Annotated in this window: 14 protein-coding genes; 7 read left to right on the plus strand and 7 right to left on the minus strand. The window is 68.7% G+C overall.

Features of this window, described 5'->3' with window-relative positions; genetic code table 11:
- The first annotated feature begins 13 nt into the window (after positions 1-13).
- Positions 14-679 carry a fumarylacetoacetate hydrolase family protein gene (locus tag ACGTN6_RS06055; RefSeq protein WP_394590419.1) on the plus strand — a complete coding sequence of 222 codons (666 nt, stop codon included), beginning with the start codon at positions 14-16 and terminating at the stop codon, positions 677-679.
- A 97-nt stretch (positions 680-776) separates the two neighbouring features.
- On the opposite strand, the gene ACGTN6_RS06060 is transcribed toward ACGTN6_RS06055, so the two are convergent.
- The 4 genes from ACGTN6_RS06060 to ACGTN6_RS06075 all read right to left on the minus strand — a co-directional run bounded on the left by ACGTN6_RS06060 (position 777) and on the right by ACGTN6_RS06075 (position 6576).
- Complete coding sequence (locus ACGTN6_RS06060) at positions 777-3119, minus strand: glucose/quinate/shikimate family membrane-bound PQQ-dependent dehydrogenase (protein ID WP_394590421.1); 2343 nt, start codon at positions 3117-3119, stop codon at positions 777-779.
- Positions 3120-3303: 184 nt separating this feature from the next.
- Positions 3304-5226, minus strand: coding sequence for a biosynthetic arginine decarboxylase (speA, locus tag ACGTN6_RS06065; RefSeq protein ID WP_394590422.1), 1923 nt, complete (start codon positions 5224-5226; stop codon positions 3304-3306).
- Positions 5223-6182, minus strand: coding sequence for a homoserine kinase (locus ACGTN6_RS06070; protein WP_394590424.1), 960 nt, complete (start codon positions 6180-6182; stop codon positions 5223-5225). Before ACGTN6_RS06070 ends, speA begins: the two co-directional genes overlap by 4 nt.
- 100 nt (positions 6183-6282) lie before the next feature.
- Positions 6283-6576 carry a DUF2782 domain-containing protein gene (locus ACGTN6_RS06075; protein WP_394590425.1) on the minus strand — a complete coding sequence of 98 codons (294 nt, stop codon included), beginning with the start codon at positions 6574-6576 and terminating at the stop codon, positions 6283-6285.
- 185 nt (positions 6577-6761) lie between these two features.
- Here ACGTN6_RS06075 and polA point away from each other — a divergent pair, with 185 nt between their 5' ends.
- The gene (gene polA, locus ACGTN6_RS06080; RefSeq protein WP_394590427.1) at positions 6762-9527 is read left to right on the plus strand and encodes a DNA polymerase I; all 2766 of its coding nucleotides are present in this window, start codon (positions 6762-6764) and stop codon (positions 9525-9527) included.
- Positions 9528-9556: 29 nt separating this feature from the next.
- On the opposite strand, the gene ACGTN6_RS06085 is transcribed toward polA, so the two are convergent.
- Both ACGTN6_RS06085 and ACGTN6_RS06090 read right to left on the minus strand, forming a co-directional pair.
- Positions 9557-9901 carry an antibiotic biosynthesis monooxygenase family protein gene (locus ACGTN6_RS06085; RefSeq protein ID WP_394590429.1) on the minus strand — a complete coding sequence of 115 codons (345 nt, stop codon included), beginning with the start codon at positions 9899-9901 and terminating at the stop codon, positions 9557-9559.
- The gene (locus ACGTN6_RS06090) at positions 9898-11160 is read right to left on the minus strand and encodes a cytochrome P450 (RefSeq protein ID WP_394590431.1); all 1263 of its coding nucleotides are present in this window, start codon (positions 11158-11160) and stop codon (positions 9898-9900) included. The genes ACGTN6_RS06085 and ACGTN6_RS06090 overlap by 4 nt, the downstream gene beginning before the upstream one ends.
- On the opposite strand from ACGTN6_RS06090, the gene ACGTN6_RS06095 reads away from it, so the two are divergent.
- Both ACGTN6_RS06095 and ACGTN6_RS06100 read left to right on the plus strand, forming a co-directional pair.
- A complete protein-coding gene (locus ACGTN6_RS06095) occupies positions 11141-11842 on the plus strand; it encodes an ArsR/SmtB family transcription factor (RefSeq protein WP_394590432.1) in 702 nt (233 codons plus the stop codon). The two genes, ACGTN6_RS06090 and ACGTN6_RS06095, sit on opposite strands and share 20 nt — an antisense overlap.
- A gap of 88 nt (positions 11843-11930) precedes the next feature.
- Positions 11931-12443, plus strand: coding sequence for a hypothetical protein (locus ACGTN6_RS06100; RefSeq protein ID WP_394590434.1), 513 nt, complete (start codon positions 11931-11933; stop codon positions 12441-12443).
- A gap of 76 nt (positions 12444-12519) precedes the next feature.
- On the opposite strand, the gene ACGTN6_RS06105 is transcribed toward ACGTN6_RS06100, so the two are convergent.
- Complete coding sequence (locus tag ACGTN6_RS06105; protein WP_394590435.1) at positions 12520-13431, minus strand: LysR family transcriptional regulator; 912 nt, start codon at positions 13429-13431, stop codon at positions 12520-12522.
- 127 nt (positions 13432-13558) lie between these two features.
- On the opposite strand from ACGTN6_RS06105, the gene ACGTN6_RS06110 reads away from it, so the two are divergent.
- The 3 genes from ACGTN6_RS06110 to ACGTN6_RS06120 are packed head-to-tail and all read left to right on the plus strand — an operon-like array spanning position 13559 to position 17095.
- Positions 13559-14938 (plus strand): uracil-xanthine permease family protein, encoded by a 1380-nt coding sequence (locus ACGTN6_RS06110; RefSeq protein ID WP_394590437.1) that lies wholly within the window; start codon positions 13559-13561, stop codon positions 14936-14938.
- 2 nt (positions 14939-14940) lie between these two features.
- Positions 14941-16389 carry an amidohydrolase family protein gene (locus ACGTN6_RS06115; RefSeq protein WP_394590439.1) on the plus strand — a complete coding sequence of 483 codons (1449 nt, stop codon included), beginning with the start codon at positions 14941-14943 and terminating at the stop codon, positions 16387-16389.
- A complete protein-coding gene (locus tag ACGTN6_RS06120) occupies positions 16382-17095 on the plus strand; it encodes a sulfite exporter TauE/SafE family protein (RefSeq protein ID WP_394590441.1) in 714 nt (237 codons plus the stop codon). Before ACGTN6_RS06115 ends, ACGTN6_RS06120 begins: the two co-directional genes overlap by 8 nt.
- Positions 17096-17155: the final 60 nt, after the last annotated feature.

Here is a 17155-nt window from a genome sequence, read left to right on the forward strand (position 1 = left end):
GAGTCACGTCGTCATGCGTTTCGTACCCCGCTTCACCGATGGCCGGGCCTTCCCGCAGCCGCTGGGCAAGATCGTCTGCGTCGGCCGCAACTATGCCGACCATGCCAAGGAACTCGACAATCCGGTGCCCAGCGAGCCGCTGCTGTTCATCAAGCCGGCTACCAGCGCCGTGAGCCTGGAGGAGACGATCGCCGCGCCCTTCGCTCGCGGTGAGGTGCATTTCGAGACCGAGCTGGCGCTGCTGGTGGGCGAGACGCTGACCGACGCCGATGCCGCCGAGGCGGAGCGTGGCATCGTTGGCATCGGCCTGGCGCTGGACCTGACCCTGCGCGACGTCCAGGGCCGGCTCAAGGAGCAGGGACACCCTTGGGAGGTGGCCAAGGGCTTCGACGGCGCCTGCCCGCTGTCGGCCTTCCTGCCGCTCAGCGAGGTGCCTAACTGGAGCGCCCTGGCCTTCACCCTGGCGGTGGACGGCGAGGAGCGTCAGCACGGCCACGGTGCCGACATGCTGTTCCCGGTGCCCGAGTTGGTGGCCGAGATGAGCCGCCACTTCACCCTCGAGCCCGGCGACGTGGTGCTGACCGGCACCCCGGCTGGGGTGGGCGAACTGCCGCGCGGCGCCGAGCTCGAGCTGGCGCTGACCGGTGGGCTGGAGATCGTCACCCGAGTGATCGACTGACGCGGCCCGCCTTGCCCAGATACGCGAAGGCCCCCGCCGGCAGCGCCGGCGGGGGCCTTGTCGTGTGAGGACGCTTCCGAAGAAACGCCCCTGGCCGTTACTGCCCGGGCAGCTTGTAGGCCATCACGTAGTCGCCGATGGTGGTGCCGATCGAGCCGTGCCCGCCGGCCACCAGGACCACCATCTGCTCGCCCTGGCTGTTGAGGTAGGTCATTGGCGTGGCCTGACCGCCGGCCGGCAGGCGCGCTTCCCACAGCTGCTCGCCGGTGCTGACGTCGTAGCCGCGCAGGTAGTCGTCCACGCTGGCGGCCAGGAAGGCCACGCCGCTCTCGGTGATCACCGGGCCGCCGATGCCGGGCACGCCCATCTTGATTGGCAGCGGCAGGGAGGTCATGTCCTCGACGGTGCCGTTCTTGTGCTGCCAGGCGACCTCGCCGGTGCGCAGGTCGGTGCCGGCCACGTAGCCCCAGGGCGGCTGCTGGCAGGGCACGCCGAACGGCGACAGGAAGGGCTTCATTTCAACCGCATAGGGAGCGCCGGCGTTCTCGTTGAGGCCCTGCTCGCCCTGGTTGGTTTCGCCCAGGTCGGCGCCTTCCTTGGGCACCAGGGTAGAGGTGAAGGCCAGGTACAGCGGCATGCCGAACATCACCTGGCGCCTCGGGTCCACGGCGATGCTGCCCCAGTTGAAGACCCCGAAGTTGCCCGGGAAGACGATGGTGCCTTGCTCGGAGGGCGGTGTGTACTGACCCTCGTAGCGCAGCGACTTGAACTGGATGCGGCACATCAGCTGGTCGAACGGCGTGGCGCCCCACATGTCCGCCTCGCGCAGGGTCGGCGGCCGGAAGCTCAGGCTCGAGATCGGCTGGGTCTCGGCGGCGTAGTCGCCCTCGATGGTGCCCTGGGGCGCCGGCTGTTCGGAGATCGGCAGGATCGGCTCGCCGGTCTCGCGGTTCAGCACGTAGACGTCGCCCTGCTTGGTGGGAACGACCAGCGCCGGTTGGGTGCCCTCGTCGGTCTCCAGGTCGAGCAGGCTGGGCTGGGCCGGGGTGTCCATGTCCCACAGGTCGTGGTGCACGAACTGCTGGACCCATTCCACCTGACCGGTCGCGAGGCTCAGCGCCACCACCGAGCTGGCATACGTCTCCTCGGCCTCGCTGCGGTACATGCCCAGCTGGTCCGGGGTGCGGTTGCCCATCGGGAAGTAGATCAGCCCCAACTCCTCGTCGGCGCTGGCGATCGACCAGCTGTTGGGGGAGCTGGTGGTATAGGTCTCGCCCTCGGCAATCGGCGCCGTGTCGTCCGGGTTGCCGGCATCCCAGTTCCACACCAGCTCGCCGGTCTTGGCGTCGTAGGCGCGGATCACGCCGGAGGGCGATTCGACGGCGTAGTTGTCGTTGACGGAGCCTGCGACCACGACCTTGCCGTCGGCGACCACGGGGGGCGAGGTGGAGTAGTAGAAGCCGGCCTGCTTGAACGGCATGTTGTGCATCAGGTCCAGCTCGCCGTTGTCGGCGAAGTTGGCGCAGCGCGCGCCGGTCGCCGGATCCAGCGCCAGCAGGCGGGCATCGGAGGTGGGCAGGAACAGCTGGGCGTCGCACTGGATGGCGTCCAGGTTCTCGGCCGGGGCGTCGGCCACCAGCACGTCGAGGGCATCGGGGTCGCCGGAGGCCGGCGGCAGGTAGGAGACGCCGCGGCAGGTCTGGTGCTGGCGCGAGCTCTCCGCCGGTACCTTGGCATCATAGACCCACTGCTCCTCGCCGCTGTCGGCGTCCAGCGCGATCAGCCAGTTGTGCGGGGTGCAAACGAACAGCGACTTGCCCACCTTCAGCGGCGTGGCCTCGTAGGTGGTTTCGCCGACGTCCTCGGGACCCTTGACGTCGCCGGTCTGGTACTGCCAGGCCAGCTCCAGGTCGCCAACGTTCTCGGGGGTGATCTGCTCGAGCGGCGAGAAGCGCTGTCCCAGGTTGCTGCGCCCGTAGGCGTGCCAGCTGTCCTGCGGGCTGGCGCCGAGGTCGGCGTTCTCGGCCACCACCTCGCGATTCAGCTCGCCGTCGATGCGGTGGGCGTCGACGCTCAGGCTGGCCAGCAGACCCACGCCGATGATCGCCCACACCGGCAGCAGCACGGCGGTGCCGGTGCGGCCACCGCGCTTGGCCGGCCACAGCAGCGGAATGGCGAGTACCAGGAACAGGCCGAGTCGGGTGGCCAGGGGCCACCAGTCATAGCCCGACTCCCACAGGGACCAGGCGGCGGTCGCCGCCAGGAACAGGGCGTACAGCGTCTGGGCGGCCGGGCGACGCGAGCGTGTCAGTGCCCCGACCGCAATCAGCACGATGCCGGACAGGGCGTAGTACCAGCTGCCGTCGAGGGTGATAAGCCATAGGCCACCCCCCAGTAGGGCCAGCCCTACCAGCCAGAAAATGAGGGAGAGAATGATCATGATCCCAGCTCCTTGCCATGAATCTCGGGTTTATTACATGGTAAATCATTAGGATGCAAATTAAAATGCCGGCGACCGGCACCGCGTGGCCTCCCTTTCCCGGGAGGCCACGGCTATTCACTATGGCCTAATGCAGGAAAACCGTCAGTGACGGTCGACCATCGGCGCCGTGGCGCCGATGGTGTCACTCCAGGTAGGTGTAGCCCTCGAGACCCTCGGACAGGTCGTCGAGGAAGCGCGCCTGCTCGTCGGCCTCGAGGCCGCTGGCGGCGAGCTGGTCGGCGAGCCGACGGCGCAGCACCTCGGCATCGAAGTCCACGTAGCCCAGCACGTCGGCCACCCGGTCGCCGCGGCGCACGTGGTCGAAGCACCACTCGCCGTTGGCGTCCAGGGCCGCGTCCACCGAGTCGGTGTCGCCGAACAGGTTGTGCAGGTCGCCGAGGATCTCCTGATAGGCGCCGACCAGGAAGAAGCCCAGCAGGCGCTCCTCATCGTCGTCCCACTCGGGCAGCGGTAGGGTGGACTCGACGCCTTCGCCGTCCACGTAGCCGTCGATGCGCCCGTCGCTGTCGCAGGTGATGTCCTGGATCACCGCGCGCCGCGAGGGCGGCCGGTCGAGGCCCGACAGCGGCAGCACCGGGAAGATCTGGTCGATGCCCCAGACGTCGGGCACCGACTGGAACAGCGAGAAGTTGACGAACAGCTTGTCGGCGAGCTTCTCGGCGAGCTCGTCGTGGATCTCGCGATGGGCGCGGTTGCGTGGGTCGAGGCGCTCGCGCAGCCGGGCGCAGGCGGCGGTGTAGACGCCCTCGCCCTCGGCGCGGGCCTCGAGCCCGGCCAGGCCCATCACGAAGCGATCCTGGAGCTCGACGATGGCCTGGCCGAGGTCGTGCCAGGCCTCCACCAGCCCGCGCGGGGCCTGGGTGGCCTGCAGAGCGTCGTGGACCCGCCACAGCTCGGCGACCTGGGGATCACCCTGGACCCGCGCCGGCGGCGCCTGGGTGTCGGGGCGCTCCTCGCCGATCACGTTGGTGACCAGCACCGCGTGGTGGGCGGTCAGCGCCCGGCCCGATTCGCTGATCAGGTGCGGGTGGGGCAGCCCCTCCGCCTCGCACACCTGGGCGAAGGCCGCCACCACGTTGCGGGCGTACTCGCGCATCGAGTAGTTGATCGAGCAGAAGCTCCGCGAGCGGGTGCCTTCGTAGTCGATGCCGAGCCCGCCGCCCACGTCCACGGTGTCCACCGGGGCGCCCAGTGCCACCAGGCTCTGGTAGAAGCGGGCGCACTCGCGCAGGCCGCGCTGGATGTCGCTGATGTTGGCGATCTGCGAGCCCAGGTGGAAGTGCACCAGCTGCAGGCTGGCCAGTGCGTCGGCCTCGCGCAGGCGCTCGACCACCGCCTGGATCTGGCCGGCGGTGAGGCCGAACTTGGACTTCTCGCCGCCGGTGTTCTGCCACTTGCCCTTGCCCACCGAGGCCAGCCGGGCGCGCAGGCCGATGCGCGGCGCGACGCCGAGGCGGTCGGCTTCCTCGAGGATCAGCGGCAGCTCGGAGAGCTTCTCCACCACCAGGTAGACGCGGTGGCCGAGCTTCTCGCCCATCAGCGCCAGGCGGATGTATTCGCGGTCCTTGTAACCGTTGCAGACGATCAGCGAGGGGCCGTCGCCGGACAGTGCCAGCACCGCCAGCAGTTCCGGCTTGCTGCCGGCCTCCAGGCCGACCCGGTCGCGGACGCGCTCCTGGGTGGCCAGGATCTCCTCGACCACCCGGCGCTGCTGGTTGACCTTGATCGGGTAGACCGCGGTGTAGCCGCCGTCGAAGCCTTCCTCGCCCATGGCGCCGTCGAAGGCGGCACAAAGCTGCTCGACACGGTCGTGGAGGATATCGGTGAAGCGGATCAGCACCGGCAGTCGCAGGCCGGCTTCGCGCAGCCTGGCGACCAGCGGCGAGAGCGCGAGGGCGGGGCCATCGTCCTCGCCGCCGTGGGGGCGCACCAGGGCCTGGCCGTCGTCGGCCACGTCGAAGTAGCCGCTGCCCCACTGGTCGATGTTCCAGGTATGCCGGGCACGATGGGCGGGCCCGACCATGCTGCCCATCGCCAGGCTCATTGGCCGGCCTCGGGCAGGGGCAGGGCGCCGTCGGCGATACGCCGCTCGAGCACGGTGCGGAAAACGTCCGGGTCATGTGGCGTGAGATCGTGGGCCGGTGGGTCGACGTAGACCACCAGCAGCCGCGACAGCCAGTAGCGCAGCGCGGTCAGGCGCAGCATCATCGGCCAGGCCTGGCGCTCGGCGCGCTCCAGCGGGCGGCGGGCCTGGTAGGCGGTGAGGATCGCCTCGTAGCGCGTCGGGTCGAGCCGGCCGTCGTCGTCGCTGGCCCAGTCGTTGATCACGATGGCCAGGTCGAACAGCAGGTCGCCGGTGCAGCCGTTGTAGAAGTCGATCAGCCCGCCGAGCCGGTCGCCGTCGAACAGGGTGTTGTCGCGGAACAGGTCGCCGTGGATCGCCCCCTGGGGCAGCGCCGGGCATTCCTCGAAGAAGCCCTGGTAGATCTCCACCTCGTCCTTCATCAGCGCCTGGTCGTCGGGCGACAGGTAGACCATCACCTTGTGGTGCATGGGCAGCAGCCAGTGCAGGTCACGCGGGTTGGGGCGGTTGCCCGGGAAGTGCCGCGAAACCTTGTGCATGCGCCCGAGGGCGTCGCCCAGCGCCCGGCACTGGGCCAGGTTGGGGGCCTTGGGGTGCTTGCCCGGCAGACGCGGGAACAGCAGCGCCGGCTTGCCGGCCAGGCTGTGCAGGGCGATGCCGTCACGGTCGTGCAGCGGGCCGGGCACCGGCAGGCGGTGCTCGTCCAGGTAGTCGAGCAGCTCGACGAAGAACGGCAGCTCCTCGTGCTCGCCCTGCTCAAACAGGGTCAACACCAGCTCGCGACGGTCGGTGGTAACGAAGAAGGTGCTGTTCTCGGTGCCGGCGGGCACGCCCTTGCAGGCGACCAGGGAGCCGGCATCGAAGCGGCTCAGAAACGCTTCGACCTGAGAGTCGGTCAGCGGTGTGAATACAGCCATGTGTCTCTCGCCCGGGTATGCGAAGCCGCCTATTGTAGCGGCTTGGCGGCGCGATGCACGAACCGGATGGCCGTAGCCCCGCATGAAGCGGGGGCAGTCGTCAGAAGCGCTTGAGCACCCACTCGGGGACGGCGATGCGCTGGCCGTTCTGGCGCTCGAAGTCGCCGTCGCCGTCGCGGTCGACCAGGTAATAGGAGGGCCCCACGGCGGGCTGGATCTCGATGGCGTAGAGCGCGCCGTTGACCCGGTACTCGCGAATGGTGCGATCCTCCTCCTGGCGGATGGTGATGTCCGGCTCGACGTCGGTGCTGGACTGGGCCAGGGCCGGCAGGCCGGCGGTCAACAGCGCCAGGCCGGCCAGTGGCGCGAGCAGCGCGGAGCGTATGAGGTTCATGGTGTTCTCCTGACCATGGGGTTGCCCACAGTGTATGCCTTGAGCGGCCGCTGATGCATGCTTTGCACGGCAAATCGTGCCGGCAATGCGTATCATGAACAGCCAGGATCAGGGACCGGCGGTTCGCCCACCGCTGATGCCCTCGTCACACACTTCATCGCCCAGCCTGCAAGGGATGCCGATTCATGGCCGATACCCCCATCGTTCTCGTCGACGGTTCTTCCTATCTGTACCGCGCCTTCCACGCGCTGCCGCCACTGACTACCTCGGAGGGGCAGCCCACCGGCGCCATCAAGGGCGTGCTCAACATGCTCAAGCGGCTGATCAAGGACTATCCCGACAGCCCCATGGCGGTGGTGTTCGATGCCCCGGGCAAGACCTTTCGCGACGAGCTGTTCAAGGAATACAAGGCGCAGCGTCCGCCGATGCCGGATGACCTGCGCGCCCAGGTCCAGCCGTTGCACGACTGCGTGCGGGCGCTGGGGCTACCGCTGCTGTGCATCGAGGGCGTGGAGGCCGACGACGTCATCGGCACCCTGGCGCGCCATGCCACCGAGGCCGGCCGCGACGCGGTGATCTCCACCGGTGACAAGGACATGGCCCAACTGGTCAACGCCCACATCACCCTGGTCAACACTATGAAGGACGAGACCCTGGACGTGGCGGGCGTGAAGGAGAAGTTCGGCCTGCCGCCCGAGCTGATCATCGACTTCCTGGCGCTGATGGGCGACAAGGTCGACAACATCCCCGGCGTGGCCGGGGTCGGCGAGAAGACTGCCCTGGGGCTGCTGCAGGGCATGGAGGGTGGTCTCGAGAGCGTCTACGCGGACCTTGAGAAGGTCAAGACGCTGGGCTTTCGCGGTGCCAAGACGCTGCCCAAGAAGCTCGAGGAGCACCGCGACCAGGCCTTCCTGTCCTACGAGCTGGCCACCATCAAGACCGACTGTGAGCTGCCGGTGGGCCTCGACGACCTGGATATCGCCCATCCCGACCGTGAGGCGCTACTCGAGCTCTATCGCCGCCTGGAGTTCAAGGCCTGGCTGTCCGAACTGCTGGAGGGCAAGGATCAAGGCGTCGATGATGTGTCCGGCGGCCGTCAGGCGGCGGTGGACGAGGGGGATGAAGGTAGCAGCCGCGGCGGCGAGCGCGAGGACAGCGTGATCCTCGAACAGGCCGAGCTGGACGCCTGGCTGGCGCGCCTGAACGACGCCGAAGTGTTCTGCTTCGACCTGGAAACCACCAGCCTCGACTACATGGAGGCCGAGATCGTCGGCGTCGGGCTGTCCCTCGAACCGGGCGAGGCCGCCTACATCCCGCTGGCCCACGATTACCTGGACGCCCCTGCGCAGCTCGACCGGAAGTCTGTGCTCGAGGCGCTGACGCCGCTGTGGATCGACGCCGGCAAGGCCAAGATCGGCCAGAACCTCAAGTACGACATCTCGGTGCTGGCGCGCCACGGCATCGAGGTGGCCGGCGCCCTCGAGGACACCATGCTCGAGTCCTACGTGCTGGACTCCACCGCCACCCGACACGACATGGATTCGCTGGCGCTCAAGTACCTGGGCGAGAAGACGGTGAGCTTCGAGGAGATCGCCGGCAAGGGCGCCAAGCAGCTGACCTTCAACCAGGTCGCCCTGGAGCAGGCAGCGCCCTATGCCTGCGAGGACGTCGACATCACCCTGCGCCTGCACCGCGAGCTGCGCCCGCGGGTCGAGGCCGAGGGTCGCCTGGCCGAGGTGCTCGATACCCTCGAGCGGCCGCTGATCCGGGTGCTGTCGCGCATGGAACGCGGCGGCGTGGCGCTCGACGCCGAACGCCTGCACACCCAGAGCAAGGAGCTCGGCAAGCGCATCGGCGAGCTGGAGGAGAAGGCCTATGAGCTCGCCGGGCGCGAGTTCAACCTCGGCTCGCCCAAGCAGCTCGGCCAGATCCTGTTCGAGGAACAGAAGATTCCGGTGATCAAGAAAACGCCCAAGGGTGCGCCCTCCACCGCCGAGGCGGTGCTCGAGGAGCTGGCGCTGGACTACCCGCTGCCCAAGGTGATCATGGAGCATCGCGGCCTTTCCAAGCTGCGCTCCACCTACACCGACAAGCTGCCGCGGCTGGTCAACAAGGCCACCGGCCGGCTGCACACCAGCTACCATCAGGCGGTCACCGCCACCGGGCGGCTGTCCTCTTCCGACCCCAACCTGCAGAACATTCCGATCCGCACCGAGCAAGGACGCAAGATCCGCCAGGCCTTCGTGGCGCGGCCCGGCTATCGTATCGTCGCCGCCGACTACTCGCAGATCGAGCTGCGTATCATGGCGCACCTCTCGGGTGACAAGGGGCTGCTCGAGGCCTTCGCCGAGGGCCGCGACATTCACGCCGCCACCGCCGCCGAGGTGTTCGGCGTGGGCCTCGACAAGGTCTCCGGCGAGCAGCGTCGCAGCGCCAAGGCGATCAACTTCGGGCTGATCTACGGCATGAGCGCCTGGGGGCTCTCGCGCCAGTTGCACATCGAGCGCAACCAGGCGCAGACCTACATCGACCGCTACTTCGACCGCTACCCCGGCGTGGCCCGCTACATGGAGCGGATTCGTTCACAGGCGGCAGAGGATGGGTTCGTGGAGACGGTGTTCGGCCGGCGCCTGTACCTGCCGGAGATCCACTCCCAGAACCGCGCTCGGCGCCAGGGCGCTGAGCGCACGGCCATCAACGCGCCCATGCAGGGCACCGCGGCGGATGTCATCAAGCGCGCCATGATCGACGTCGACGGCTGGCTGGCCGAGGGCGACATCGACGCCATGATGGTCATGCAGGTCCACGACGAACTGGTTTTCGAGGTTGCCGAGGACGCCGTCGAGTCCTTCATCCCCGAGGTGAAGCGGCGCATGCAGGCCGCCGCCGAGCTCGACGTGGCGCTGATCGTCGAGGCCGAGAGCGGCGCCAACTGGGACGAGGCGCACTGAGATCGCTGGAGCATGCGAGTGTCTCGCGGCTATTCGTGAGCCTCGCGGCTGTCCGCGGGGGCCTGGGCGCGGTCGTGCAGGCCGTAGTCGCGCTCGACCCGGGCGATACGCAGCCGGTAGTCGGCGAACACCGAGCGGCGTCCTGCATGTTGGGCCGCGCGGTGGGCCTCCAGGCGGCGCCACTCGGCCACGGCCGCCTCGTCGCGCCAGAACGACAGTGACAGCAGCCGATCGGGATCGGCCAGGCTCTGGAAGCGTTCGATGGAGATGAAGCCCTCCACGTCGGTCAGCTGCGGCTTGAGCTCGGCGGCGATGTCCATGTAGTGCTGGCGCTGCGATGGATGGGGCCTGGCTTCGAAGATGACGGCGATCATGTGCGCTCCTCCTGTGTTGAGGTGAGGCAGGGAATCCGGCTGTGCTGCGATGGCAGATAGCCGTGATGATGAAGGGTGCTGAAGTAGTCGCGACGCTCGAGCAGGCAGGTGACGACATGGGTAGCAATGGTCAGTGCCAGTCGTCTTCCCGGGCATCGATGGCGTCCCGCCCCGAATGAGAAGCTGACGCGTTCGCGACGGTTGAGGCAAAAACGATCGGCATCCTGGGCTAGGGCAGCATCGCGGTTGGCGGAAGCGGTCAGAACCAGTACGGTTTCGCCGGGTTCCAGCCACGTGCCGCCCAACCTGCAGGGCGCCTCGACGTACCGCTTGGTGCTGTGCACCGGCGGGTCGTGACGCTCGACCTCTTCGATCATGTCGGCCACCCCTTCGGGCCTGTGGGTTAGCGATTCGCGAAGTGCTGGACGTTTCCTCAGGGCCAGCATGGCATTGCCGATCAAGCCAGCCGTGGCGTCATGAGTCTGCGACAGCAGGCCGATCAGGTTGGCGACCAGGACCTCCGGGGCAAGTGCATCGTTCGACCCTAAAGGCAGTGTCCCGAAGCCGGATACTGTCTCCATCAAGTCTGCGGCGGCCTGGTGGGCGGCGTCTCGCTGGGCCGTATGGCCGAGCGGATTCAAGCCAGCCACGAAACGCGACGTTCGTTCGGCCAGCCAGGCTTCGTGCTCCGGAGGGCAGCCTAGCAGGGCGGCAATGATCGTGAGCGGCACACGGAACATGGCGTAAGACGGAGCTGGAGCGGACGTTGCGTCGAGGCGGTGCCGGGTCAGCCTGGCGATCTCTTCGTCATCGAGGGCGTGCAGAAGAGGCATCAGGCGCCGCCTAGGAGCCTGGTGGGCGGTACCCTCATTCATCCTCATCAGTCGGCCAAAGAGTTCGCCGGCCGGGCCATCGGCGATCATGCTGGGGATCGGCTCCCGATGTGGCCGCACGTGGCAGGCCGATTGCTCGAAGACCTCGGTGACGGTGGCCGCATCGCTGGCGACCCAGAGGTCCGGTGCCGCGAGATACAGAAGGCCGCCGCGTCGTCGCAGGTGGGCGTAGGAAGGATAGGGATCCGGATGGCTGGGGGCTTCGAGGGCAAGCATCGGATATTCCTTGTGCGTGTTCGGCGTGATGGCGATAGCGTTGTTCAGGCAGCGGCCTGGCATGGCATGCCGACCCAGTATCGGTGCCTGTCGCAGGCCACGATTCGATCGGGAGCGAAATGTGGAGACTATGACGGACGTGTCGGGCATGGCACTTTCCCGGGTGGCGACGGCGATCGCCGAACCGGCCAGGGCCCGAATGCTGTGTGCACTGATGGATGGCCATGCGCGGACCAGCACCGAGCTGGCGGTGATCGCGGAAGTCGCTCCTTCGACGGCCAGCGCGCATCTGGCACGTCTCGCCGAGCTGGCATTGGTGCGACGATATCCTCAGGGGCGTCATCGCTACTATGCGCTGGAGGATCCGAGAGTCGCCGAGGCGCTGGAGGGCCTGATGGTGATCGGGCAGAGCGATGCCCCTTCCTTTGCCCCCAATACGCCGCGCCGGCTGTGCTTCGCGCGCACCTGCTACGACCATATGGCCGGCGAGCTGGCGGTGGTGCTACACGATGCCTGCCTAGGGGCCGGCTGGCTGGTACCCGCCGCGGAGGCGGGGAGCGATTACCGACTGAGCGAAGAGGGGGAGAGAGTCTTCCATGACATGGGGGTGGACGTGCGGTCGGTGCGCGCCCGCCGCCGTCGCTTCGCCCGCCCCTGCATGGACTGGAGCATGCGTCGTCCGCATCTGGCGGGCGCGCTGGGGGCGGCCTTGCTGGACCATGCCATGGGCCGGGCCTGGGTGAGGCGTGAGCTCGATGGCAGAGCTCTCCGGTTGACCTCGAAGGGTCGACGCGCCCTGGAGCGTCGCTTCGATATCCAGCTGCCGGATTGAGGACGACGGCGCGAGCCGATGCTATCGTGTTGATGGAGCCTTGGAAGGCAGCCGTTCACGCGGTGCCATGTGGAAAAAGGAGATGAGGATGGCAGCAATGGCAGGGAAATGGCTGTTGGGGACGGGAATGGCCCTGCTGGCCGGCTGCGCGAGCCAGGCCACGGAGCAGACGGCGGCGGAGCGCTTCGACTGCGCCGCCCTGAACCGGGCGATCACGAGTGCGGAGACGGGCTTCGAGGACATCAAGGGGCGCCTGGAGACCACCTCGCTGACGCGTACCTGGCAGACCGACACCCAGGCGTTCCATGACGCCTGCGTGATCACCGCGTCCCGGCGCCCCGATCACTACCTTTGCTTCGGTTCACTGGCGACCGAGGACCCGCGCGGCGCGCTCTTGGCCGGCGGCGAGGCCCTCGGCCAGTGCCTGGGCGAAGGCTGGCGGTCGGCGCGCACCGCGCCGGATCGGCTTGAGTTCACCCGCCAGGACAGCGAGCCGGTGGTGGTGCTCGAAAGCTTCCTCAACGATCGCGGGCGTCGCATGGGCACCCTGGGCGTATTCCGCAACGCCAGTGATGCCGCGCCCCTGTCCGACGACGGCTGAGCGCCCCACCCCCCAACGCTTCGAGAGAGGCCCGCGGCATAGCCGCGGGCCTCGTCGGTTCGGTGACCTCGGCGACTCAGTCGTGAGGGGCCAGGTCGCGCAGCGCCTGGCTCAGCGACTCCACCAGTACCTCGGCGGCCATCGGCAGCGAACGGCCGGCGGCGCTGCACAGCACCAGCCGCGCGCCGTCGACGCGCGGGTCGCGCAGCGGGCGGAACGCCAGCTCGCCGTGGGCCAGTTCCCGGGCCACGTCGAGGGCGTTGAGGAAGGCCAGGCCGAGCCCCGCTCGGGCCAGCGACTTGATCGCCAGGATCCGGTTGCAGCCGGCCAGCGGGGTCAGCTCCACGTCGGACTGCGCCAGGGCCCGCTCCAGGGTCGAGCCGCGGAACATCTCGGCGTCTGGCAGGATGGCCGGATAGGCACCACATTCCGCCAGTCGGATCTCCGAGGCCTGCGCCAGCGGATGAGACGGCGCCATGGCGACGCCGAACTGCAGCGCCACCGACTCGATGAAGCGGATACGCCGGGTCGGCGGAGGGTTCATGCAGATGCCGATGTCGGCCTCGCCGGTGGCTACACGCTCGAGGATCTCCTCGGTGAGTCCCGTGTGCAGCGCGAAGCGAACCCTCGGGAAGCGCTGGCTGAATTGGCCCAGCAGCTCCGGCAGCACCTGGTCGGTGAGCGACTCGACGGTGGCGATGCGGATCTCGGCACAGCCGGTGCCGCGAATGTCGCCGAGGGTTTCCAGCAGCTGACGCTCGTCGCGCTGCCACTGGCGAATCTGGGCCAGCATCAGCTCTCCCGCCGGCGACAGCCTCAGGCCCCGCGGCAGCCGTTCGAACAGCGGCACCCCCAGTTCGTCCTCCAGCTTGAGAATCTGCCGGTTCACCGCCGAGGCGGCCACGTGAAGACGCTCCGCCGCCTTTCGCAGCGAGCCCTGGCGGGCGACCTCCTCGAAGTAGCGCAACCCGGTCAGCAGCAGCTGCATGGTCTCTCCCTTGGCGTCGATCGTTGCCTTTTTGGCAACGATATGAGCGAAACATTATTATGGACCAGTACAGTTGGCTGGCGCTAGCTTGGGGACACGTCCACAACAACAACCGAGGATGTCCCCCATGAGCATTTCTCCCGAGCCGACCGGCTCGCGCGAGTCCCGTACCGAGCCGGTCGACCGGCGGCTGCCGCTGCCCCAGATGCTGCTGTTCGGCGTCCAGCACGTGCTGGTGATGGCCGCCGCGCCGATCACCGCCGTCTTCCTGGTCGGCCAGGCGATGGGCTTCGGCGACGAGGTCATGGTCGCGCTGATGAGCGCCACCTTCCTGGTCTGCGGGCTGGGCACGCTGCTGCAGTCCTTCGGTCCCTTCGGCATCGGTGCGCGCCTGCCCTTCGTGCAGGTGCCGGGCGGGGCGCCGCTGGTGATCTTCCTGACCATCGCCCAGGCCACCGACCTGCAGACGGCCACCGGTGCGGTGATCCTCACCGGGGTGTTCTACTTCCTGGCGCTGCCGTTCTTCACCAAGGTGCTGCGGTTCTTCCCGCCGATCGTCATCGGCACCATGCTGCTGCTGGTGGCGATCAACCTGGTGCGCATCTTCGGTGGACTGATCACCGGCCGCGAGGGCTCGCCGGAGTTCGCCAACCTGACCAGCATCGCCCTGGCGCTCGCGACCATGACCGCCATCGTGCTGTGCGCCCGGCTGTTCAGCGGCGTGCTGCAGCGCATCGCGGTGATGCTGGGGCTGCTGATCGGCGCCACCCTGGCCGCGGTATGCGGCGTCATGGAGTTCGACGGCGTGCTGTCCGGCCCGGTGGTGGCCCTGCCGTCGCTGTTTCCCTTCGGCTGGCCCAAGTTCGACCTCTTCGCCTCGCTGCCGCTGATCATCTTCAGCGTGGTCTCGATGACCGAGGCTACCGGCCAGACCCTGGCCACCGCCGAGATCGTCGAGAAGCGCGGCGATGCCCGCGCCCTGGTGCCGCGCAATATCCGCGCCGATGCCCTGGGCTCGTTGCTCGGCGGTTGCTTTGGCACTTCGCTGATCATCACCAGCGGCGAGAACATCGGCATCGTGCGTGCCACCGGGGTGCGTTCGCGCTACGTCACCGTCGCCGCCGGGCTGATTCTGGTGCTGCTCGGCCTGTTTGCGCCGCTCGGCCGGCTGGCGTCGCTGCTGCCTACCGCCGTGGTGGCGGGTACCGCGGTGATCGTCTTCGCCATCATCGGCGTGATGGGCATCAACATCCTGCGCCGGGTCGACTTCGACGAGCACGGCAACATGTTCACCCTGGCCTCGGCGCTGGCCATGGGACTGCTGCCGATTCTGGTGCCCGGCTTCTACAGCGCTTTCCCCCAACACCTGCAGATCCTGCTCGGCAACGGCCTGGCCATGGGCACCCTGACCGCCGTGCTGGTCAACCTGCTGTTCCATCACCTCGGCCGCCGGCGCGATGCTCCCGCGGGCGCGGGGCTGCCCCGTCAAGAAATCAAAGGAAAGTAACCATGTCGCCGACCCCATATTCCAACGACCCGCTGGCCCCAGCCGACTTCGCCGCCGAGACGCTGCTGCTGCTGCCCGAGGAGGTGCTACTGGAGGAGGGCTGCGTGCGCGACCAGGCGGTGCTGGTGGCCGATGGCCGCTTCGCCGAGATCGGTGAGCGCCGGGAACTGCTGGCCCGTCACCCCGAGCTCGCGCCCATCGAGCTGCCCGGCAAGCTGCTGATGCCCGGCTTCGTCGACACTCATCATCACTTGACCCAGTCGCTCGGCAAGTCGCTGGTTTTCGGCGAGCCTTCCGAGATCTTCAAGCGCATCTGGGTGCCGCTGGAAGGCAGCCTGGACGAGCGGCTGGTGCGGCTCTCCGCCCGGCTCGCCGCCCTGGAGGCGCTGCGCGGCGGCTTCACCACCGCGGTGGATGCCGGCACACGTGCCGCCTCGGAGCTCGACGGCATCGCCGACGCTGCCGAGGAGAGCGGACTGCGCTGCGTGCTGGGCTACATCTGCAACGACCTGGGTGGGAGCTCGCGGGACGGCACGGCGATCCGCCGCGACGCCGAGCGCCACCTGGCGCGCTGGGCGGGCCATGGCTTGGTGCATCCCTCGCTGGCGGTGTCGATCCCCGAGGTGGCCAGCGACGCCATGCTGCACGACGCCGCGGCGCTGTGCGCCGAGGGTGGGGCCATCTTCCAGACCCACGTCAACGAGCACCTGCAGGCCGTGGAGCGCTCGCTGGTGGCGCGCCGCCAGCGCCCGCTGGAGCATCTCCATGCCGCCGGCGCCCTGGGGCCGCAGACCCTGGTCGCCCACGCCACCCTAGTGACACCGGGGGAGCTCAACCTGCTGCGCGATACCGGCACTGCGGTGGCCTTCAACCCGGTGGCCAGCGCCTGGAAGGGCAACGCCGTGGCGCCGGCGCTGCACATGGCCGCCCAAGGCATCCGATTCGGGCTGGGCAGCGACGGTACGCGCAGCGATGCTTTCCGCCTGCTCGACGCCGCCGAGACCAGCCAGCGCCTGGCCTTCGGGCTGGCCAGCGGCGACTCCTCCTGCGGCGGCGGCTGGCTGTGGCTCGACCACGCCACCCGCGCGGGCGCCGATGCGGCGGGGCTTGCCGGCGTCACTGGGGCGATCGCCCCGGGGCTGGCCGCCGACTTCCTGCTGGTGGACCTCGAGGTGCCCGAGATGACGCCGTCCTGGGATCGGCCCTGGGAGCTGGTGCGCTACGCCAACCGCGACCAGATCGAGGCGGTGTTCACCAACGGCCGGCTGCGGCTGTGGCAGGGCTGGCCGGTGGACTGGGATGCGCGCGCGCTGCTCGCCGAAGTGCGCGAGACGGCCGGTGCCGCGGTGGCCAACGCGCCGATCCAGCGGGTGCACCCGACCTCGGCGGCCCATCGCGAGCGAGTCATGGCGACGCGGTCGGGCGCTGAGGCGCGGGGGACCCATGAGTGATCCCGCCGTCTATGTCGTTCTCGCCGCGGCCACGGCCGTCGCCGCCTTCATGCAGGGCGCGATCGGCATCGGCTTCGCGCTGATCGTCGCCCCGGTGATGGGGCTGCTGCGGCCGGACCTGCTGCCGGTGGCGCTGCTGGTGCTGATGCTGCCGCTCAACCTCTACGTGGCGCTGCGCGAGCGCGAGGCCATCGATTGGCGGGGCAGCGCCTGGATTGGCGTGGGCCGCCTGCCGGGGACCTTTCTGGGGCTGTGGATCCTGGTGGTGATGAGCACCAATGGGCTCAATCAGCTGATCGGCGCCTCGACGGTGCTGGCCGTGCTGGCCGCGCTGTTCGCGCCGGTGTTCCGGCCCAAGCCGGGTGCCTGCGTCTCGGTGGGGCTGATCACCGGGGTGACCGAGACCGCTACCGGCGTCGGCGGCCCGCCGCTGGCGCTGCTCTACCAGCATCGCCCCGGGCCGGAGCTGCGTTCGACCATTGCCTGCTGCTTCCTGATCGGCGAACTGGTGTCGCTGGTGATCCTGGCCTCGGCCGGCAAGGTCGGCGCGGAGCAGTTGCGCTGGGCGCTCTATCTGCTGCCGCCGCTGCTGGTCGGTAGCGTGGCCAGCCGGGTCATGCACCAGCGCCTCGATGCCCGGCGACTGCGCCAGGGGGTGCTGCTGTTCGCGCTGGTGTCAGGGGTGGCGCTGATGATCCCCCATTGATGAGTATCCGGTTTCCAACGCAAGGGGCCCGCGGCATTGCCGCGGGCCCCTTGCTGTCGG

This window comes from Halomonas sp. B23F22_20 (assembly GCF_043496985.1).
Classification (GTDB): Bacteria; Pseudomonadota; Gammaproteobacteria; order Pseudomonadales; family Halomonadaceae; genus Halomonas.